Origin of the sequence: Ralstonia sp. 25mfcol4.1 (genome assembly GCF_900104095.1) — a bacterium.
Taxonomy (GTDB): Bacteria; Pseudomonadota; Gammaproteobacteria; order Burkholderiales; family Burkholderiaceae; genus Cupriavidus.
Window position 1 is genome coordinate 175,154 of the sequence record NZ_FNJO01000004.1, and the last position, 16,504, is coordinate 191,657.

General features: G+C 67.2%; 15 protein-coding genes and 1 tRNA gene. 6 read left to right on the plus strand and 10 right to left on the minus strand.

The window, feature by feature from the left end; all coding sequences use genetic code 11:
• Positions 1-76: 76 nt before the first annotated feature.
• A tRNA-Leu gene (locus BLQ58_RS09305) sits at positions 77-163 on the minus strand.
• 91 nt (positions 164-254) lie between these two features.
• The gene (locus BLQ58_RS09310) at positions 255-1,832 is read right to left on the minus strand and encodes a diguanylate cyclase domain-containing protein (protein ID WP_092596892.1); all 1,578 of its coding nucleotides are present in this window, start codon (positions 1,830-1,832) and stop codon (positions 255-257) included.
• Between BLQ58_RS09310 and BLQ58_RS09315 the strand changes: the two genes are divergently transcribed.
• Positions 1,826-2,446 (plus strand): hypothetical protein, encoded by a 621-nt coding sequence (locus BLQ58_RS09315; protein WP_254775867.1) that lies wholly within the window; start codon positions 1,826-1,828, stop codon positions 2,444-2,446. The two genes, BLQ58_RS09310 and BLQ58_RS09315, sit on opposite strands and share 7 nt — an antisense overlap.
• A 31-nt stretch (positions 2,447-2,477) precedes the next feature.
• Here the strand turns inward: BLQ58_RS09315 and BLQ58_RS09320 are convergent, their stop codons facing one another.
• Positions 2,478-3,974, minus strand: coding sequence for a M81 family metallopeptidase (locus BLQ58_RS09320; RefSeq protein WP_092596895.1), 1,497 nt, complete (start codon positions 3,972-3,974; stop codon positions 2,478-2,480).
• A gap of 25 nt (positions 3,975-3,999) precedes the next feature.
• Entirely contained in the window at positions 4,000-5,319 is a 1,320-nt protein-coding gene (locus BLQ58_RS09325; RefSeq protein ID WP_092596898.1) for an MFS transporter, read from the minus strand.
• A gap of 153 nt (positions 5,320-5,472) precedes the next feature.
• On the opposite strand from BLQ58_RS09325, the gene BLQ58_RS09330 reads away from it, so the two are divergent.
• Entirely contained in the window at positions 5,473-6,429 is a 957-nt protein-coding gene (locus BLQ58_RS09330; RefSeq protein WP_092597356.1) for a LysR family transcriptional regulator, read from the plus strand.
• A gap of 52 nt (positions 6,430-6,481) precedes the next feature.
• On the plus strand, positions 6,482-6,832 hold the full coding sequence (locus BLQ58_RS09335; protein ID WP_092596901.1) for a hypothetical protein: 351 nt from the start codon (positions 6,482-6,484) through the stop codon (positions 6,830-6,832).
• A gap of 87 nt (positions 6,833-6,919) precedes the next feature.
• On the opposite strand, the gene BLQ58_RS09340 is transcribed toward BLQ58_RS09335, so the two are convergent.
• From BLQ58_RS09340 to BLQ58_RS09350, 3 genes are all read right to left on the minus strand, one after another.
• Positions 6,920-9,133: a TonB-dependent siderophore receptor gene (locus BLQ58_RS09340; protein WP_092596904.1), complete on the minus strand. Its 2,214-nt coding sequence runs from the start codon at positions 9,131-9,133 to the stop codon at positions 6,920-6,922.
• 234 nt (positions 9,134-9,367) lie between these two features.
• Positions 9,368-9,883: a hypothetical protein gene (locus BLQ58_RS09345; RefSeq protein ID WP_092597358.1), complete on the minus strand. Its 516-nt coding sequence runs from the start codon at positions 9,881-9,883 to the stop codon at positions 9,368-9,370.
• 123 nt (positions 9,884-10,006) lie between these two features.
• On the minus strand, positions 10,007-11,167 hold the full coding sequence (locus BLQ58_RS09350; protein WP_254775883.1) for an MFS transporter: 1,161 nt from the start codon (positions 11,165-11,167) through the stop codon (positions 10,007-10,009).
• 268 nt (positions 11,168-11,435) lie between these two features.
• Here BLQ58_RS09350 and BLQ58_RS09355 point away from each other — a divergent pair, with 268 nt between their 5' ends.
• The gene (locus BLQ58_RS09355) at positions 11,436-12,377 is read left to right on the plus strand and encodes a LysR substrate-binding domain-containing protein (RefSeq protein ID WP_092596910.1); all 942 of its coding nucleotides are present in this window, start codon (positions 11,436-11,438) and stop codon (positions 12,375-12,377) included.
• Here BLQ58_RS09355 and BLQ58_RS09360 read toward each other — a convergent pair.
• Entirely contained in the window at positions 12,334-12,600 is a 267-nt protein-coding gene (locus tag BLQ58_RS09360; protein WP_175459875.1) for a DUF2917 domain-containing protein, read from the minus strand. The genes BLQ58_RS09355 and BLQ58_RS09360 overlap by 44 nt on opposite strands.
• A gap of 222 nt (positions 12,601-12,822) precedes the next feature.
• Between BLQ58_RS09360 and BLQ58_RS09365 the strand changes: the two genes are divergently transcribed.
• Complete coding sequence (locus BLQ58_RS09365; protein WP_092597361.1) at positions 12,823-13,218, plus strand: hypothetical protein; 396 nt, start codon at positions 12,823-12,825, stop codon at positions 13,216-13,218.
• Positions 13,219-13,245: 27 nt separating this feature from the next.
• Here the strand turns inward: BLQ58_RS09365 and BLQ58_RS09370 are convergent, their stop codons facing one another.
• Positions 13,246-14,880, minus strand: a complete 1,635-nt coding sequence (locus BLQ58_RS09370) for a phospholipase D family protein (RefSeq protein WP_092596916.1) — start codon at positions 14,878-14,880, stop codon at positions 13,246-13,248.
• A gap of 73 nt (positions 14,881-14,953) precedes the next feature.
• Complete coding sequence (locus BLQ58_RS09375) at positions 14,954-15,820, minus strand: mechanosensitive ion channel domain-containing protein (protein ID WP_092596920.1); 867 nt, start codon at positions 15,818-15,820, stop codon at positions 14,954-14,956.
• Positions 15,821-16,123: 303 nt separating this feature from the next.
• Here BLQ58_RS09375 and BLQ58_RS29440 point away from each other — a divergent pair, with 303 nt between their 5' ends.
• Positions 16,124-16,495 carry a DUF1214 domain-containing protein gene (locus BLQ58_RS29440; RefSeq protein WP_254775868.1) on the plus strand — a complete coding sequence of 124 codons (372 nt, stop codon included), beginning with the start codon at positions 16,124-16,126 and terminating at the stop codon, positions 16,493-16,495.
• The last annotated feature ends 9 nt before the right edge of the window (positions 16,496-16,504 follow it).

Genomic DNA, 16,504 nt, shown 5'->3' on the forward strand with positions numbered 1-16,504 from the left:
CGGGCAGTCCGCAGGGACTGCCCTTTCTGGGCGCACAAATGAAAAAGCCCTGCTCGTTGAGCAGGGCTTTCAAAATTGGTGCCCAGAAGAGGACTCGAACCTCCACAGTGTTGCCACCGCTAGGACCTGAACCTAGTGCGTCTACCAATTCCGCCATCTGGGCTTCGTTTCGCGGCATTGCTGCGTTGAAGCGAGACGCGAATTCTACATAAGCTCTGGCGATTTGCAAGCCCTTTTTCACGTCATCGCCAAAATCAGCTGTTCTGCACCCCAAGGTACAGGCTGCCGTCCAGCACGTAGCGGTTGCGCCCTGCCCGCTTGGCGCGGTACATCGCGCTGTCGGCCCGGTGCAGCAGCGGCTCCAGACGCGGGGCTTCGGGCACCGCGCACACCGCGCCCACGCTGATCGTCACGTAGGGCTGCACCGGCGTGCCGTTATGCGGAATGGCCAGGTCCCGCACGACCGCCACCATGCCGCGGGCGATGGCGCGCGTTTCGTCCGCCGACGAATCGGGCAGTACCACCGCGAACTCCTCGCCGCCCAGCCGCGCGCAGAACTGCGTGCCGCGCAGCACGCCGGTCAGGGCTTCGGCTACCTGGCGCAGGCAATCGTCGCCGCAGGGGTGGCCGTACAGGTCGTTGAATTGCTTGAACAGGTCGACGTCCAGGATCAGCAGGCCGATTTCCTTGCCGCGCTCATGGGCGCGTGCCACGGCGGCCAGCGATTCGCGCTGGAAGTAACGCCGGTTGGGAATCCCGGTCAGCGCGTCGATATCGAGGTCGGCCTGCACGCGCGACAGCTGCTCCGCCGTTTCGCCAAGCTGCGTGGCCAGCGCCTGTTCGCGCGACTGGTAGCGGCTGATGTCGCGCATGAACACCAGCAGGCCGATCTGCTTGCCGTCCATCCGGCAGACGGGCTCCACCGTCAGTTCGTAGCCCAGGCCGTCCGGAATGAAAGGCGCCACTTCGTCGGGATCGCTGAGCGCGTGGTGCCAGGCCGGCGGCGGCATCTGGCCACGGCGCAGGTCGGGCACCAGCCGGGCGGCGGCGGGATTGAACTCGACGATGCGTCCGTCGGCGCCCAGGATCGCGCAGCCCTCGCGGATCGTGTCGAACACGCGCAGCCGCGCGTAGTGGCCGGTATCGTCCAGGTGGGTGCGCAGCGCGCAGAACCACACCAGCAGCGTCATCAGCGAAAAGGTGGCCGGCGTCAGGTCGCCGCCCAGCGGGCCGGTCCAGCGGTACAGGTAGGCGATGTGCGTCACCAGCGGCAGGAACAGTCCCGCCATCAGCACATTGCGGCCGCGCACCGACAGCGCCGCGTTCGGCACCTCGGCGGTGGCCAGGAAATACATGCTGAGGCCCAGCATCGCGTAGGTCCATGCGGCCACCGCGGTATAGCCGACGCCATGGCGAAACACCGCGCCCGGCGACACGCCCGGCGGCATCAGTTCGATCGACGTCCAGATCAGGTGATGGCGTTCGTTGGTAAACACCAGCGCCAGCGTCAGCACCGCGAAGAACACCGGCACCCAGAGCATCGACCACGGCACGACAAAGCGTGGCCGGCTCAGGTGAACCATCGCCACCAGCCAGCCGATCGGCACGGCCACGATGCCCGCATACTGAAACTTTGCCCAGAAGATCCGGCCCGGCAGCGCCGTCTCGCTGATTTCCAGCAACCGCCCGCCGCTCCAGATGGTGACGCCCGCCGCCAGCACCAGGAATGCCCGGACGGTAGGGTCATCGCGGCGCGGCCAGGCCGCGACGGCCATGCCCACACTGCACACCACGGCAATGGTCAGGCAGAGGACGAGAGGATACGATGGCATTGAAGAAGGGCCGAACCGGATGGCAAACCCCGTCCGGCGATGCGGGGCGAACCATTATAGGCCCGCACGGTCCGACACTGGCGCCGGGGCATACCCGACGCTGCCGGCATCCACCGCCCTACCCGCCACCCTTCAGGAATCAGGCCGGGCCCTTCATCCTCCTAGGCATCGCGATCCTCGCTGCCTTCGTTTACGGCCTGGTCAGGCTCTACCAGCTGGTAACGGCCGCGTCCGGCACGCTGGCCGGCGCCGCCGCCGACATTCTGATACTGGCGATACTGGCGGCGCTGTGCGTGGCGTGGCTGCGCCGGTACCGGGCCATCCACGGCCGCCGCGTCAAGGGCGAGCGCATCCTGGCCCTGCACGGCGACTGGGGGTCTCTCAAGGTCGACGCCGAACGCAAGAACTGCGCGCTGGAGATGAACGGCCAGCGCCAGGTGCTGATCTTCGCCGACATCGAGGCCGCCCGGCCCGAGGCGCGCCAGGGCCGCTGGTATGTGGTCGTGGCCCTGCGCCACGGCAAGCCGGCCGAATGGGTGATTCCGGTGGCCAACCGGGACGCAGCCGACCTCTGGGCGAAAATCTTCCGGCTGGCCGCGGTGCAGAAGCTCTGAGCGCCGGCGTCTGATCGCCCGGCGTCAGGCATCACGCGCGGAACGGCTTGCCCATCGGCTTCAGGCGGATGCCGGGTGCCAGGCGCGTCCACGGCAGGTCGGCCGGGTCGGCCGTCATCGGCCCCGGCGCCTTGGCCACCAGCACGGCATGGGCGATGCCCTGGAAGTCCGCGCGAAAATGCACGGAGCTCTTGTTCACCAGAATCTTCATCGCCTCGGGCTCGACGCCGCCCACGCGATACAGGTTGCGATCGAGCATCTGCGCCTTGCCGCCGCTGACCACCACCTGCACGCCGCCGATACCCAGCAGCGCCACGGGCCCGACATCGGCCAGCATGCCGTGCATCATCGGACCGCCAAAGCGGCAGACGCCGTCGGACAGCCTGAGCACCTCGAAGCGCCCCTGCAGCGGCTCGTCGCCGGGCACGCCCGACACGCCACCGAGCGCAACGTCGATCACCGCGCCCACCCCGGCGCGATGCGCGGCGGCCGCCACGGCCGGGTCCCAGATCAGGCCGATGGCCGCGCCCTGCGCGCCGTTGCGCAGCAGCGCGCGCAGCATGCCCATCGTGTTCGAGTCGCCGCCGGCACCGGGGTTGTCCTGGGTATCGGCGATGACCACCGGGCGCGTGGCGCCTTCGGCCATCCGCATGGCTTCGCGCACCGCGTCGTCGGGAGACAGGAATGGCACCTCCCACGCGGCCTCGTCGGCCAGCATCCGGTCGTAGAGTGCCTGCACGGCGGCTTCGGCGGCGGCGTCATCGTCGCCATAGCCCCAGATCACCGGCCCGCATTCGGGAAAGTCGGCGGCGGGGAAGCCCGGTGCGAAGGACAGCGACACCACCCGGCCTGCCTCCAGCTCAGCCAGCGCCGCGTACAGGCCGCGCGCGGGCTCCAGCATCGTGCACATGCCGTTGATCGGAATGAGGAACGGCAAGCGGCGGGCGGCGGCACGCCAGCGACGCGGGCCGGCCAGCAGCGGCTGCAGCAGTTCGGCGGCGCGCACGCCGGTTTCGGCCATGTCGACGTGCGGATAGGTGCGGTACGCCACCAGCGCATCGGCGGCATCGAGCATGCGCTGCGTGACATTGGCGTGGAGGTCCAGCGACGCCACCAGCGGCACGTCCGGGCCGATCACCTCGCGCAGGCGCGCCAGCAGTTCGCCCTCGCCATCATCGGCATGCTCGGCCACCATCGCGCCGTGCAGGTCCAGGTAGATGGCATCGAAGCCGCCGGCGCGTGCCGCCGCGACGATTTCGCCGGCGATGCGCTCGAACGCATCCTCGGTCACATGCGCCGACGGGCTGGCGCCGGCCCAGATCACCGGGCTCAGGGCCCAGCCGTTGCGCTGCGCGGCCTGGATGAAGCCGCCCACGGGGATATTCACATCGCGCAGCGCCAGCACATCGTCGCCGCGCGCCATGGCCGGGAAGCCCTCGCCGCGCTCGAAACTGGCGTAGGTGGCCTTGGACGGCGCAAACGTATTGGTTTCGTGCTGGAAACCGGCGATCAGGATTCGGGGTGCCAAGGGGCTCTCCATGTTCATGTTGTCATCAAACCGTGGCGGGACTGCCTTGCGGCGCGGGCATGCGATTGACCACCAGCGTCACCGCGCCGGCCACCAGCAGCGCCACCATCACCATCAGGCCGGCCTGCATGCTGCCGGTCGCCGTGCGCACCCAGCCGATGATGGTCGGGCTCAGGAAGCCGCCGATCAGGCCGATGGTGTTGATCAGCGCGATCCCGCCGGCCGCGGCATCGCCCTTCAGGTATTGCGACGGAATGGCCCAGAACACCGTATAGGCCGTCCACATCATCGCCGTGGCGATGGTCATGCACAACAGCGACATCGCCAGGTTGCCGCTGGACAGCGTGGCCACCGCCAGCGCCACCGCCCCGATGAAGGCCGGCACGGCGCTATGCAGGCGCCGCTCGCCGCGCCGGTCCGAGCGCCGGCCGATCACGACCATCGCAATCGCGGCCGCGATATACGGGATCATCGAATACAGTCCGATCTGCATGGTGTCGGTCACGCCGTCGGCCTTGAGGATCGACGGCAGCCAGAAGCTGACCGCGTAGATGCCGCAGATCATCGTGAAGTAGGCGAAGGCCAGCAGATACACGCGCGGATCGCGCGCCACCTGGCCGAACGAATGATGCCCCGCGCCGGGCGTATGCAGTTCTGCGGCGATCATGCGCTTTTCGGCATCGGTCAGCCACCTTGCATCGGCCGGCCGGTCGGCCAGCACGCGCAACGCCAGGACGCCCAGCAGCACGCAGGGCAGGCCCTCGACCAGGAACATCCACTGCCAGCCTTCCAGGCCATGCGTGCCCGACAGGCCTGTCATCAGCCACGTGGACAGCGGCGAGCCGAAGATGCCGCCGATGGGCCCGGCCAGCATCACCACGGCCATCACGCGCGCCATGCGCTGCTGGCCGTACCAGTACGTCAGGTAGAAGATCATGCCCGGCGCGAATCCCGCCTCGAACACGCCGAGCAGGAAGCGCATCACGTAGAACGTGGTTTCGTCGCGCACGAACATCATGCCGGCCGACGTCAGTCCCCACAGCACCAGAATGCGGCTGATGGTCCTGCGCGCCCCGACGCGGGGCAGCAGCAGGTTGCTCGGGATCTCGAACAGTACATAGCCGAAGAAGAAGATGCCGGCACCCAGGCCGTACACGGCGTCGGAGAAACCCAGGTCGCCCTGCATCTGCAGCTTGGCGAAGCCGATGTTGACGCGGTCCAGGTAGGCGAACGTATAGCAGAGCAGCAGGAATGGCAGCAGGCGCCAGTTCAGCTTGCGGTACAGCGCCTGTTGCGCGGCGCTGTCGTGCGCCGGCGTGGTGCGTGGGGGCAGTGTGGTGGACATTCGATCTCTCCCGTGGTGGTCCTTTGGATGCGATGAACGCTGTGCTGTCGCTGTTTTCTTATTGTCAGAAGATCGTCGGTCAGATGAAAAAGCAGAGCAAGAGCAACTTAAGTCGGCTATCGTTGCCCAATCGGCAACAGCTTGGCTTTCGACATGCGAGAACTGAACCAGCGCAGGTTGCGCTATTTCCACGAGGTGCTGACGCACGGCTCGATCCGGGGGGCGGCCGACAGCATCAACACGTCGCCGTCGGTCATCACGCGCCAGATCCGCCTGCTGGAGGAAGAGGTGGGCGCGCCGCTGTTCGACCGCCACGCGCGCGGCGTGCAGCCCACCGAGGTGGCGCTGCACCTGCTGGAATACTGGCAGGGCTGCCGGGCGCAGCAGGAGCTGTTCGAAGACCGCCTGCAGGCGCTGCGCGGCCTGCAGCACGGGCAGATCCGCATTGCCACCAGCGAGGGCTATGTCGATGGCCTGATGGACGAGGTGCTGACCGACTTCTGCGCGCAATACCCCCGGCTCGACGTCACGGTGGACATCCTGCCCGTCAACAACGTGCTGCAGGAGGTGGCCGAAAGCCGCGCGCATATCGGCCTGGCCTACAACCCGCCGTCACATGCCGATGTGCGCTGGGTAGCCACGTCGTCCCAGCCGGTGGTGCTGCTGGTGCATGCCGGCCACCCGCTGGCGCTGCGCGGCACCACCGTGGACGTGCGCGAGCTGGCCGACTACCCGCTGGCAATGATGCCGCCGGCGTTCGGGCTCGGGCAGATCGTGCAGATGCTGGCGTACGCCGAGAACATCCAGATCCGGCCCACGCTGACCACCAATTCGCTGGCGGTGCTGCGGCACTTCGTCAAACGCCACCACGGCATCACGCTGATCGGCGCGTTCGCCGCCTATCGCGAACTGGGCTCGGGCGAACTGGTGACCCTGCCGATCGCCCACCCGCTGTTCGAGGCGGCCAAGGCGCGGTTGCTGGTCAAGGCAGGCCGGCCGCTTGGGGTGGCGGCCGACACGCTGCTGGGCTGCATCGTGCGCGACATGTCGATGTTCGCCACCCCGGCACCGCGCGGGCGTGGACGATCCACGGCGCGCAGGTCGCCGTGAACGCGGGGTCCGCTAGAATCGGGGCTCCCTCATACGGCCAAGGAGCCTCCGCATGACTGCACCGAACTGGAAAGGGATGGCCCTCACGGGCGCCGTGGCGATGGCCACGATGATGGCGGGCTGCGCCGCGCAGCCGCAGCCGCCGCAGCCGCCGGCTGCCGGCGTGGCCGATACGGGCCCGCAAGGCGGCCGTGGCACGCCCGAGGGCTGCCAGGCCGACAAGCTCGGCGACAACGCGCTGATCGGCAAGACCGAGGCCGAAGCGGCCAAACTGCTCGAAGGCTGCGCATGGCGCTTCGGCAATCGCGAAGGCCAGCACATGCCGGGCACGATGGACTACAACCCGCAGCGGCGCACCATCGACGTGATGGGCGGCAAGGTCACGGCGGTGCGGCGGGGCTAGCAGGACGCCACCGGAAAACCGGGGCGCCGGGGGCGCCGGCCTTGCCCCCGCGACGGAGAAAACCGGCACCGCCCGCGCTTCAATCCATCAGAACTGCAGCGAGGCGTTCATCAGGAACGTGCGCGTGGCCGCCGGCAGCACGAAGCCGTCATAGGTGGTGGTCCAGTAGCGGCGGTTGAACACGTTGTTCAGCACCGCGCGCACGGTCACCGGCTTGCCGGCCACACGCGTGGTGTAGCGCGCGCCGACGTCGGCCGTGGTGTACGACGGAATCTGCTGCGTATTGGCCGAGTTCACGTACATCGAGCCGGTCACCTTGGCGCCGGTCCACAGCGTCAGGCCGGGCACGAACGGCGTGTCGTACTCGACACGGCCCGTCACGATGTAGTTCGGCGTGGCGAACACCCGGTTGCCGTTGACCAGCGGATCGTCGACGTCCGTGGTTTTGGTATGCAGCCATAGCACGCCGCCCATCAGGCGAACGTCGCGCGCCACGCGCCACCAGCCGCTGGTATCCACGCCCGTGAACTGCTGCTTGCCGTTCTGCACGAAGACATTCGACGTGTTGGTGTACTCGTAGCCCTTGTCCACGCGGAACAGGGCCACGTTGGCGCCCCACTTGTCGCGGTCGGTCTTGAAGCCCACCTCGTACTGGCGGCTCTTGAGCGGGCCGAAGGTCTCTCCGAAGTTCGCAGCCGTCGGGCCGGCCGAGCCGCCCGGTTCCAGCGATTCCACGTAGCTGACGTAGGCGGACGAGAAATCGTCCGTCTTGAACATCACCGCCGCCGTGGGCGTGATCGGGTTGGCGCTGTAGCGCGACGTCCGGACCGCTTCGGGGCTGTAGTTGTCCTGCGAGAACATGTTGTAGCGCAGGCCGGCCAGCACCGACAGGCGCGGCGTGATCTGCACCGTGTCGCTCAGATAGACCGACTTCTGCTGGATCCTGTAGTCGCGGTACGGGATATAGTCCTTGCCCACGCCGGCCTGCTCGTCGAGGGCGACGGGGTTGTACAGGTTGTTCATCCCCATGAAGATGCCGTTGCCGCCCAGGCCGTTGTCCAGCTCGCGCACCTGCGACAGGTAGCCCAGGCCTGCCACGACCTCGTGCCTGAGGCCGCCTGTGTCGAACTTGCCCTGCACCATCGCGTCGTACGCCTGATAGTAGTACGCGGTCTTCCAGCGGTAGTTGGTGTCCGAGTAGTTGCCGGCATCGTCCGTGACAAACAGGAAGCTGTCGGCATTCAGGCGGTTCTGGCGCGCGAAGCGATACTTGAAGCTGGTCTTCCAGTCGCTGTTGATGCGGTAGTCCACGCCGGTGCCAACGGTCAGCGTGTCGGTCTCGTGCGACGACCACGGCTGCGCCAGGTTGCGGGCCACGCTGCTGGCGGCGGGGATGGTGTCCGTGCCGAACGACAGCCCGAAGATCGTGCCCTGCGACTTGCGCTTCCAGTACATGATGTCGGCGTTCCACGTCAGGTCCGGCGTGATGCGGAAGTCGGTGGCCAGCGAGAACGTCTGGCGGCGCACATGCACGCCCTGCTCGCTGGTGTTGCCGTCCTCGTTCACGGCGTTGATGCGGTAGCCGAAGCGGTCGTCGTTGCCGAATCGGCCGCCGACGTCGATCTTCTCGCTCCAGACGTTGTTGGTCTGGTAGCCGATGGTCACCTCGCGCAGGGGCGTGTCGGTGGGCCGCTTGGTTACGTAGTTGATGATGCCGCCCGGCGAGCCGAAGCCGTACATGAAGCCCGACAGGCCCTTGAGCAGTTCCACCTGCTCGAACGGCTCCAGCGGGATGTCGGCATCCCACGTGACGAAGTTCTGGCCATCCACTTTTGTGCCGTTGAGCATGTCCACGCGAATGCCGCGCACGGCGAAGTACGAGTTCTCCGTGCGTGCGTTGTCGCCCAGCACCTGCACGGCCGGGTCGTACTTGAACACATCGTTGGCGGTCTGCGCCATGCGCTGCTGGATTTCGTCGCTGGACACCGCGTTGACCGAGAACGGCGTATCCACGGCCTTGCGGTCGCCCAGCGCGCCGCCGCTCACGCGCTCGACCTTGACCGCCTCCCCGGACCGTTCGGCCACCACGGTGGCGGTGGGCAGCGTGGCGGTTGCGCTGGGATCGGCCGGCTGGGCCTGGGACTGCGCGTGGGCGGGCGCGGACAGTGACAGCGTTAGCGGCAACGACAGGCCCAGCACTGCGGCGGCAACAGGCGACAGCACGGTGGCTGGAATCGGAGAAGCGGCAGAAATGCGCGAGCGCAGGCTGGCGCGACCGTTGGACGGACGGTGCAAGTACATCGGAATTCCCGGGATGAATTATTGGAGGCGTGCTGGCTCGACGTGCACGATGCGGCGTATGCCGCACATAAACACAAATGTTAATACGAATAATTCGTGTTTATACAATGGCGAGCGATTCACCCGGGATTAGTCGACTCTTCAATGTGGAATGTTGCAATTGCGCCACTCGCGGCGCGCCATGCGGATGGCCACGCCGGCCCCAACGCCGGCGCGCCGTTGATAGCCATTCGCCTATCTGCGGCTGCGTTCGCCGCCGCGAGAGTCCTGAATAATCATCGTCCGGTCCAGCACGCCGTTGTCGTCAAAGTAGGCACTGAAGTGCGCAGGCAGGTAGCCGGGCAGGTACATCCGGTAGGACCACGCCTCGCGCTTCATTAGCGCGTAGTACTGGATCGGCTCCTTGGGCCTGCCCCAGCGTTCCAGCACATCCTGCTTGGTCCACTGGCCGGGCCGCGCGGTGTAGATCTCGTTTTCGGTCAGCGTCTGGCGGAAATTCGTCAGCTTGCCGCTGGCATCGAAGTCGGCCGCGTAGATTTCGTAGCCGTACGGCTGCTTGGAATAGATCCACCGCTGCGTGCCGTTGGCCATCTGGAACGTATCGGTGGGTGCGCCGAACGCCTGTTGCACAGCCGCCTGCGGGCTGCCGATCAGCTTTTGGCCGGTCTCCACCGGCTGCAGCGAAGCGCATGCGCTCAGCACAAGGGCTGCCGCGACGGCGCTTGTCCAAACGGAAAATCGAAACGGCATGGCGGCCTCCGGATACGGGAATGACAGGACGTGCGTGCCAAGCATACTCCACCTCCCGCGCCTGGCACGCAGCCTGCCTGATGCGTAAACACGCCGGGCCCGTCCTTTATTCCATGCGGGCGCTCAAGGTCGCAGCCCCTGCCATGGCGCGCGCACGATCTCGCGGTCGTCGATGGGCCAATGCAATGCCGCCGCGATCACGCCCAGCGCCATCGCACCCATCCACACCAGATCATAGGAATGCGTCAGCTCGAACACCAGCCCGCCCAGCCACACGCCCAGGAACGACCCGAGCTGATGGCCCAGGAACACAAAGCCGAACAGCGTGGTGATATAACGCACGCCAAACACCTGCGAGACGATGCCGCTGGTCAACGGCACCGTGCCCAGCCACAGAAAGCCCATCACGGCCGCAAACCCGTATAGCGTGACCGGGCTGAGCGGCAGCAGCAGGAACAGCGCCATCGCCGACGTGCGCGTCAGGTAGATGCCCGCCAGCAGGTACTTCTTCACGTGCCGCCCGCCCAGCCAGCCGAAGGCGTAGGTTCCCGCGATATTGGCCAGTGCGATGAGGGCCAGCGCAATCATCGCACTGGCCGGCTGCATGCCCCGGTCGCGCAGGTAGGCCGGCAGATGGTTGGCGATGAACGCCAGCTGGAAGCCGCACGCCAGAAAGCCGAGCTTGAGCAGCCAGAACCCCGGATGACCAAAGGCCTCGCCGATGGCGGCCCGCATCGAAGGCTGGTCGCCCCTGGCCTCGCCGCCCGTCGGGCGATCCTGGAACGGCAGCGCGAACGGCACCAGCAGCAGGGCCGCCACGGCAAAGATCATCAAAGCCAGTTGCCACCCCGCTACCGACAGCAACGCCTGCGCCGACGGCACCATCAGGAACTGCCCGATGCCGCCGCACGCCCCGGCAATCCCCAGCGTGCGGCTGCGCCGTTCCGGCGGCACCATGCGGCTCAGCGCGCCATAGACCACGCCGAACGTGGTGCCGGACTGCGCGATGCCGATGCAGATGCCCCCCGCCAGCACGAAAGCCATCGACGACGGCGCCAGCGCCATGCCCCACAGTCCGGCCGCATACAGCACCAGCCCGGCCAGCATCACCTTCCACGACCCGAAGCGGTCGGCCAACATGCCGGTCAGCGGCTGGGCGATGCCCCAGACCAGGTTCTGCACGGCCATCGCAAAGCCGAATGTCTCGCGGGTCCAGCCCCGTTCGGCGATCACCGGCAGCAGGAACAGGCCCTGCACGTGGCGCACGCCCAGTGCCAGGCCCATCACGAGCCCGGCCGCCAGCAGCAGAAAGACGGTGCCGCGCCACCAGGGCGGCGTCCCGTGCGATTGCAATGCGCGCACATCATGCGAAGGCTGGTGAAGCGACATGGCGGGCTCCCGTGACGGCGGTTCGGATCGGCTTCATTTCAAGCGATTCCGGGCGCCGCTTCAACCGAGATTTCAGGCGTTCTGCCATTCCGGCGGCGCATGGCAGCGGATCGGGATTCCGTGCTGTAATGGGGCTCGCCAGCGCCCCCCGTGAGACTTTGCCATGTCCGTCCCGCTCGTCCGCCTGTTTCCGCTCGATCTGCTCAAGGGCTTCGTGGCCGTGGGCCGGCGCATGAGCATCACCCAGGCCGCCGACGACCTGTGCCTGACCCAGTCGGCCGTCAGCCGCCAGATCCGCGCGCTGGAAGACCAGCTCCAGGTACGCCTGTTCGTACGCCAGCATCGCGGCGTGGCGTTCACGCCCGAAGGCGAACGCCTGTTCCGCAGCGCCGACGGCGCGGTGCAGCAGTTGCAGGACGTGGCCGCGGAACTGCGCAAGCGCGATGGGCGCCAGCCCGTCACGGTCACGGCCAGCATCGGCATGGCCGGCCTGTGGCTGCTGCCACGGCTGGGCAGCCTGCAGCGGCGGTATCCGAATCTCGACGTGCGGCTGTCCGCCAGCAACCAGATCAGCGATCTGCGCGCCGATGGCATCGACCTGGCCATCCGCTATTGCCCCGCATCGGCCGCGCCGCCCCACGCCATCCGGCTGTTCGAAGAAACCATCGCGCCCGTGGCCAATCCGTCGCTCGGCGCCACGCGCGTGACCTCGGCCGAAGCCCTGGCGGCGCTGCCATTGCTCGAATTCGACGATCCGCGGCCCTGGCTGCACTGGCGCAACTGGCTTGGCGCCCAAGGCTACCGGCAGGCCGCCCGGCGCGGCATCCTGCGCTTCAATCAATATGACCAGGTGATTCACGCGGCACTGGCCGGACAAGGCGTGGCGCTCGGACGCCTGGAACTGATCCAGTCGCTGATCGAAGGCGGCCAGCTGAACGTGGTGACCACGGCCGGCGCGATCATGCCCAGCCCCAACGCGTTCTGGCTGATCCATGCCACCGAGAATCCGCGCGACGATGTCCGCCACGTGGCCGACTGGATTGCCGAGGAAGCGGCGCGCGTCAGGCCGGGCGCAGCACCAGATGCTGGCTCGCGGCCGGCGTGATGTGGCATTGCACCGCGCCCAGCGCACGCAGCGCGCTCAGAAAGTAGACGCCGTCTTCCTCCACGCGGCACCGCTGGCCGGCCGACAGCACGATATCCGCCGACGGCCGGGCGCGCCGGTGCTCGACGGTGATCCACAACTGGCCGGCGCGGCAAGTCACATGGGCGCCCGCGCGCAGTGGCACCGGCACACAGTCCGATTCGATCAGCAAATCCCAGGTCATGGCAGGCTCCGGTTCATGCCTGCCAGTGTGGCAAACGGGCGTTTTCCTGCCATGAGACATGGGCCTGCCAGCCATGAGAATCGCGTCCGCGCCGGGCCCGGGCCGGGTCGATACATCGCCGCTAACGAAACGCTTCACCGATCCGTTAACATGGGCGGCAGCGCGAAATCTGACCCGAACGGGTGGATGCCCGCGCGCCCCGCCCACATCGAGCCGCCCATCATGGATCCCCTGTCGTTCGAATTCGTCACGGTCGAAGAAGCCAAGAAGGTACTGGACGGCGACCCGCCTGCCTCGGCGCACGTCGACTGGAGCGAACTGCGCCAGGCGCCGGACCCGATCAACCTGTCGCTGACGCCGGTGGCGCTCAGGTGGCTGGCCCAGTTGCCGCGCGAAGTCCGTCCGCTGGAGCTGTTCTACGCTTACCCGCGCATTGGCAACCAGCTGGCCGCGCTGGGCAATGCCGCCGCCGTGTCCGCCTTCCTCGCCGAACTGCTGATCGACAAGCGCGGCGACCGGCAAGGGTTTCCGGGCGGCATCGCGGGCGAACTGTCGCGCCTGCAGGCATACCTGCTGCAACTGCTGCAGCCGGACGGCGCCGGCACCGTCGCGCCCTAGCCGGGCCAGACCCCCACGGCAGCTCGACTAGAGTTGATCCTCCACGGGCAGCATCTGCAGGACGTCGATGCCCATGTGCTGCCACATGCTCATGTCCGGCTCGTGCTCGTGGGTGGTTTCCTTGCCGTTGTCGCGCGTGGTCCACGTCAGCGATTGCGCGCCGCTGTCGCTGGTTTTGAGCGCCACGCGGTAGGCGATATCGAGCAGCCGGCGGTCCATGTCTTCCACCAGCAGCCTGGCCAGCGCCGGACTGTCCAGCACCACGCCCATCTCGGTATTGAGCTTGATCGAACGGGGGTCCAGGTTCATCGACCCGATGAACAGCGTCTGGCGGTCCACCACATAGGCCTTGGCATGCAGGCTCGCGCGGCTCGACGCAAACATGCGTGACTTGCCCGCGCGGCTGCGTACCAGTTCGGCATTGGCGGTGGGTTTCAGCTCGTAGAGTTCCACGCCGGCCTCCAGCAGCCGCTTGCGCGTGGGCGCGTACCCGGCATGCACCGCCGCAACGTCGGTGGCGGCGAACGAATTGGTCAGCACACGCACCTTGACCCCCCGTTTGACCATGGCGGCCAGCCAGGCCTCGCCCTCCTTGTTGGGCACGAAGTACGGTGAAACCAGCACCAGCTCGGTCCGGGCCTTTTCCATCATCGCGCGCAGTTGCGGAATGGCGTGCGTGGAGGGGTCGTCGGCGGATTCTTCGATCTTGTCGGCCTTGTCGGCAATCACGCGCGCCGAGCCCATGTAGCCGGGCAGGCGGCCCGACTCGATGCCGCGCGCCAGGCCCGAATCCAGCAGTTCCTGCACGAACGGGCTGGCGCGGGCCATGTCGCCCTTGGCCTCGATCTGCTTGCGGAAGGCGCGCAGCTCGTCTGGTGCTTCCTTGCCTTCCGGGGTCAGCGTGGCCACGGGATAGGCGTTTTCGCTGTTCCAGTATTCGTCGAACACCTTGCTGGCGGCCGGCACCACGGGCCCGGCCACCATCACGTCGAGGTCGCTGAACGCCATGTCGGGCTTGGCCGAGAAGTACGCGTCGCCGATATTGCGGCCGCCCATGATCGACACCAGGTTGTCCACCGTCATCTGCTTGTTGTGCATGCGGCGGTTCAGGCGGCCAAAGTCGAACAGCAGCTCCACCCACCGGGCGTTGCGGTTGGCAAACGGATTGAAGATGCGCACCTCGATGTTCGGATGCGAATCCACCGCCGCCCAGAGTTTGTCCTGCTTGCCGGTATGGATGTCGTCCAGCAGGATGCGCACGCGCACGCCGCGATCGGCGGCGTCGATCACCTCGCCCAGCAGCGCGCTGCCGGTGGTATCCACGTCGTAGATGTAGTACTGCAGGTCCAGCGTCTTCTGCGCGGCCCGCGCCAGTGCCATGCGCGCGGTCAGCGCATCGGGCCCCGCGCCCAGCGGATAGAAGATCGACTGCCCGGGATTCTGCGCCAGCCGGGGCGCGAGCGTCCTGGCCAGCAGCGTCGTGCCGGTATCGGTCGCGGCGTAGCTCGGCGTCCGCCCGGCATTGGCGGGCAGGCTTGCACAGCCGCCCAACAGCGCCAGCCAGACCGAGATGGCGACCACCCACGCCAGCGACCGCACATGCCGCCATCCCGGCACGGGCGCCGGGGTGTGTCCATGCCATCGAATCAGGGCCTGCGCCATGGTCTTCTCCTCGACGGTCCTGCCGCTTGCGGCCTGCCGGATGCCAATGATCCGGCGGCCGCCCCGCCCCGCGCTACGGTTGCGCCGAAGGCGTATCCGGTGCGGACGCCGTCCCGGAATCCGCCGGCCGGCCCTGCGCCCGCTCGCGGTAATAGCCGCGCACGATCTGCTGCGCCACTGCCAGCCGTGCGCTGACCGGTACCGGAAAGCGCACCACGGCATCGAAGCGGGTCACGTCGAACGGTTCGAATATCACGCGCGGCTCGAACTGCGACAGGTCCACGAAGCGCATGTCCCCGTAGCGCCGCAGCGTGCGGCCCGCTTCCTCCATGAAGCCTTCGCATGCGCGGCGCGCCACCTGCACCAGCAGCGTCTCCACTGCTTCGGGATCGTCGCCCACGGCCAGCGGAATCCGCACCATGTCCAGCGTATAGGCGCCGGCCTGCGAATGGTTGCGCACGGCCGTGGTCAGCAGCATGCTGTTCGGCACCTGCACCGTAAAGCCCGTGTACTGGCGCGCGGCAGCCACTTCCACCAGCGTGGTGGACATCACGTCCATGTCGATGACTTCGCCGCCGAACGGGCCGATCTCCACCAGGTCGCCAAGCTGGAACGGGCGCGTGATCATGCGCATGAACGCGCCCAGGAAGCACATCACCAGTTCCTTGCCGACCAGCAGCAGCGCCGCCGCGAACGCCGCCAGCGAGATCGCCACGCTCTTCAGTTCGGACACCCAGATGCCCAGCAGCAGCAGGAACACCACCGCCGCCACCAGATTGCGCGACGCCACCGTCCAGGCACGATAGCTGCCCCGGTTGTCGGCCTGCAGCCGCGCCGAGAAGAAGCGGTTGATCAGCTTGACCACCAGCGTGCCGGCAAGGATCACCACCACGCTGGCGATGATGTTGACCAGGATGCTGTCGTTGGCGTTGAAGTGCATGGGCGCTTTGTCTGTTGTTCTGCATCCCGACCTCCGCCGCCCGTAACACATTGTTGCAATCGGCGCCGCAGGGGAATGCCCACGGCGATTCTATCCACTTGGCAGTGTGGGGTGCTGGCTGTTTGTCCAAAAGTCGGATTCGTCCGGTTCCGCTGTCGGCGTTTCTCTTGCAATTGCTGCACCCGCACCTTGTTTGCGAAAGCAAAACCGAATCGAAAAGCCGGGGCAGAATCGGCCCGCCGCGCCGGGACAGCCCCGGCACGCGGCCCAGCCGACAGAACAAGATTTAGGAGAACGATGACGATGTGGAAGACCAGCCGCCGCTGGCTGATGGCAAGCGCCGGGGCCGCCGTGCTGGTGCTGGCGTTGCCGTGCAGCGCAGCAAATGCGGCCATCAGGTCGATCACGATGTACGACGGCAAGTCGAAGCTGCTGGTGGACAACCCGATGCACCGCTACCTCGTCAACTCGCGCATGTTGCCGTCGCTGCGGCACGATGCCGATGGCGGTGTCACGCTGCATATCCAGCACGAGGCCCCGGCCGGCGACGCGCGCCAGAACTGGCTGCCGGCGCCCGACGGTCCGTTCTACGTGATCCTGCGCATGTACATGCCCAGGCCCGACGCGGCCAACGGCAGCTGGAAGCAGCCGCCGCTGGTCAAGCTCGCCCAGTAACGGGGATTT

What these genes read in the sequence shown, in the direction of transcription:
- BLQ58_RS09345 (WP_092597358.1), bottom strand. Translation starts at nt 9,883, where the DNA reads ATGCCGTTTCGATTTTCCGTTTGGACAAGCGCCGTCGCGGCAGCCCTT.
- BLQ58_RS09360 (WP_175459875.1), bottom strand. Translation starts at nt 12,600, where the DNA reads ATGACCTGGGATTTGCTGATCGAATCGGACTGTGTGCCGGTGCCACTG.
- BLQ58_RS09325 (WP_092596898.1), bottom strand. Translation starts at nt 5,319, where the DNA reads ATGTCCACCACACTGCCCCCACGCACCACGCCGGCGCACGACAGCGCC.
- BLQ58_RS09315 (WP_254775867.1), top strand. Translation starts at nt 1,826, where the DNA reads ATGGCATTGAAGAAGGGCCGAACCGGATGGCAAACCCCGTCCGGCGAT.
- BLQ58_RS09330 (WP_092597356.1), top strand. Translation starts at nt 5,473, where the DNA reads ATGCGAGAACTGAACCAGCGCAGGTTGCGCTATTTCCACGAGGTGCTG.
- BLQ58_RS09370 (WP_092596916.1), bottom strand. Translation starts at nt 14,880, where the DNA reads ATGGCGCAGGCCCTGATTCGATGGCATGGACACACCCCGGCGCCCGTG.
- BLQ58_RS09310 (WP_092596892.1), bottom strand. Translation starts at nt 1,832, where the DNA reads ATGCCATCGTATCCTCTCGTCCTCTGCCTGACCATTGCCGTGGTGTGC.
- BLQ58_RS09375 (WP_092596920.1), bottom strand. Translation starts at nt 15,820, where the DNA reads ATGCACTTCAACGCCAACGACAGCATCCTGGTCAACATCATCGCCAGC.
- BLQ58_RS09350 (WP_254775883.1), bottom strand. Translation starts at nt 11,167, where the DNA reads ATGGGCCTGGCACTGGGCGTGCGCCACGTGCAGGGCCTGTTCCTGCTG.
- BLQ58_RS09340 (WP_092596904.1), bottom strand. Translation starts at nt 9,133, where the DNA reads ATGTACTTGCACCGTCCGTCCAACGGTCGCGCCAGCCTGCGCTCGCGC.
- BLQ58_RS29440 (WP_254775868.1), top strand. Translation starts at nt 16,124, where the DNA reads ATGTGGAAGACCAGCCGCCGCTGGCTGATGGCAAGCGCCGGGGCCGCC.
- BLQ58_RS09355 (WP_092596910.1), top strand. Translation starts at nt 11,436, where the DNA reads ATGTCCGTCCCGCTCGTCCGCCTGTTTCCGCTCGATCTGCTCAAGGGC.
- BLQ58_RS09335 (WP_092596901.1), top strand. Translation starts at nt 6,482, where the DNA reads ATGACTGCACCGAACTGGAAAGGGATGGCCCTCACGGGCGCCGTGGCG.
- BLQ58_RS09365 (WP_092597361.1), top strand. Translation starts at nt 12,823, where the DNA reads ATGGATCCCCTGTCGTTCGAATTCGTCACGGTCGAAGAAGCCAAGAAG.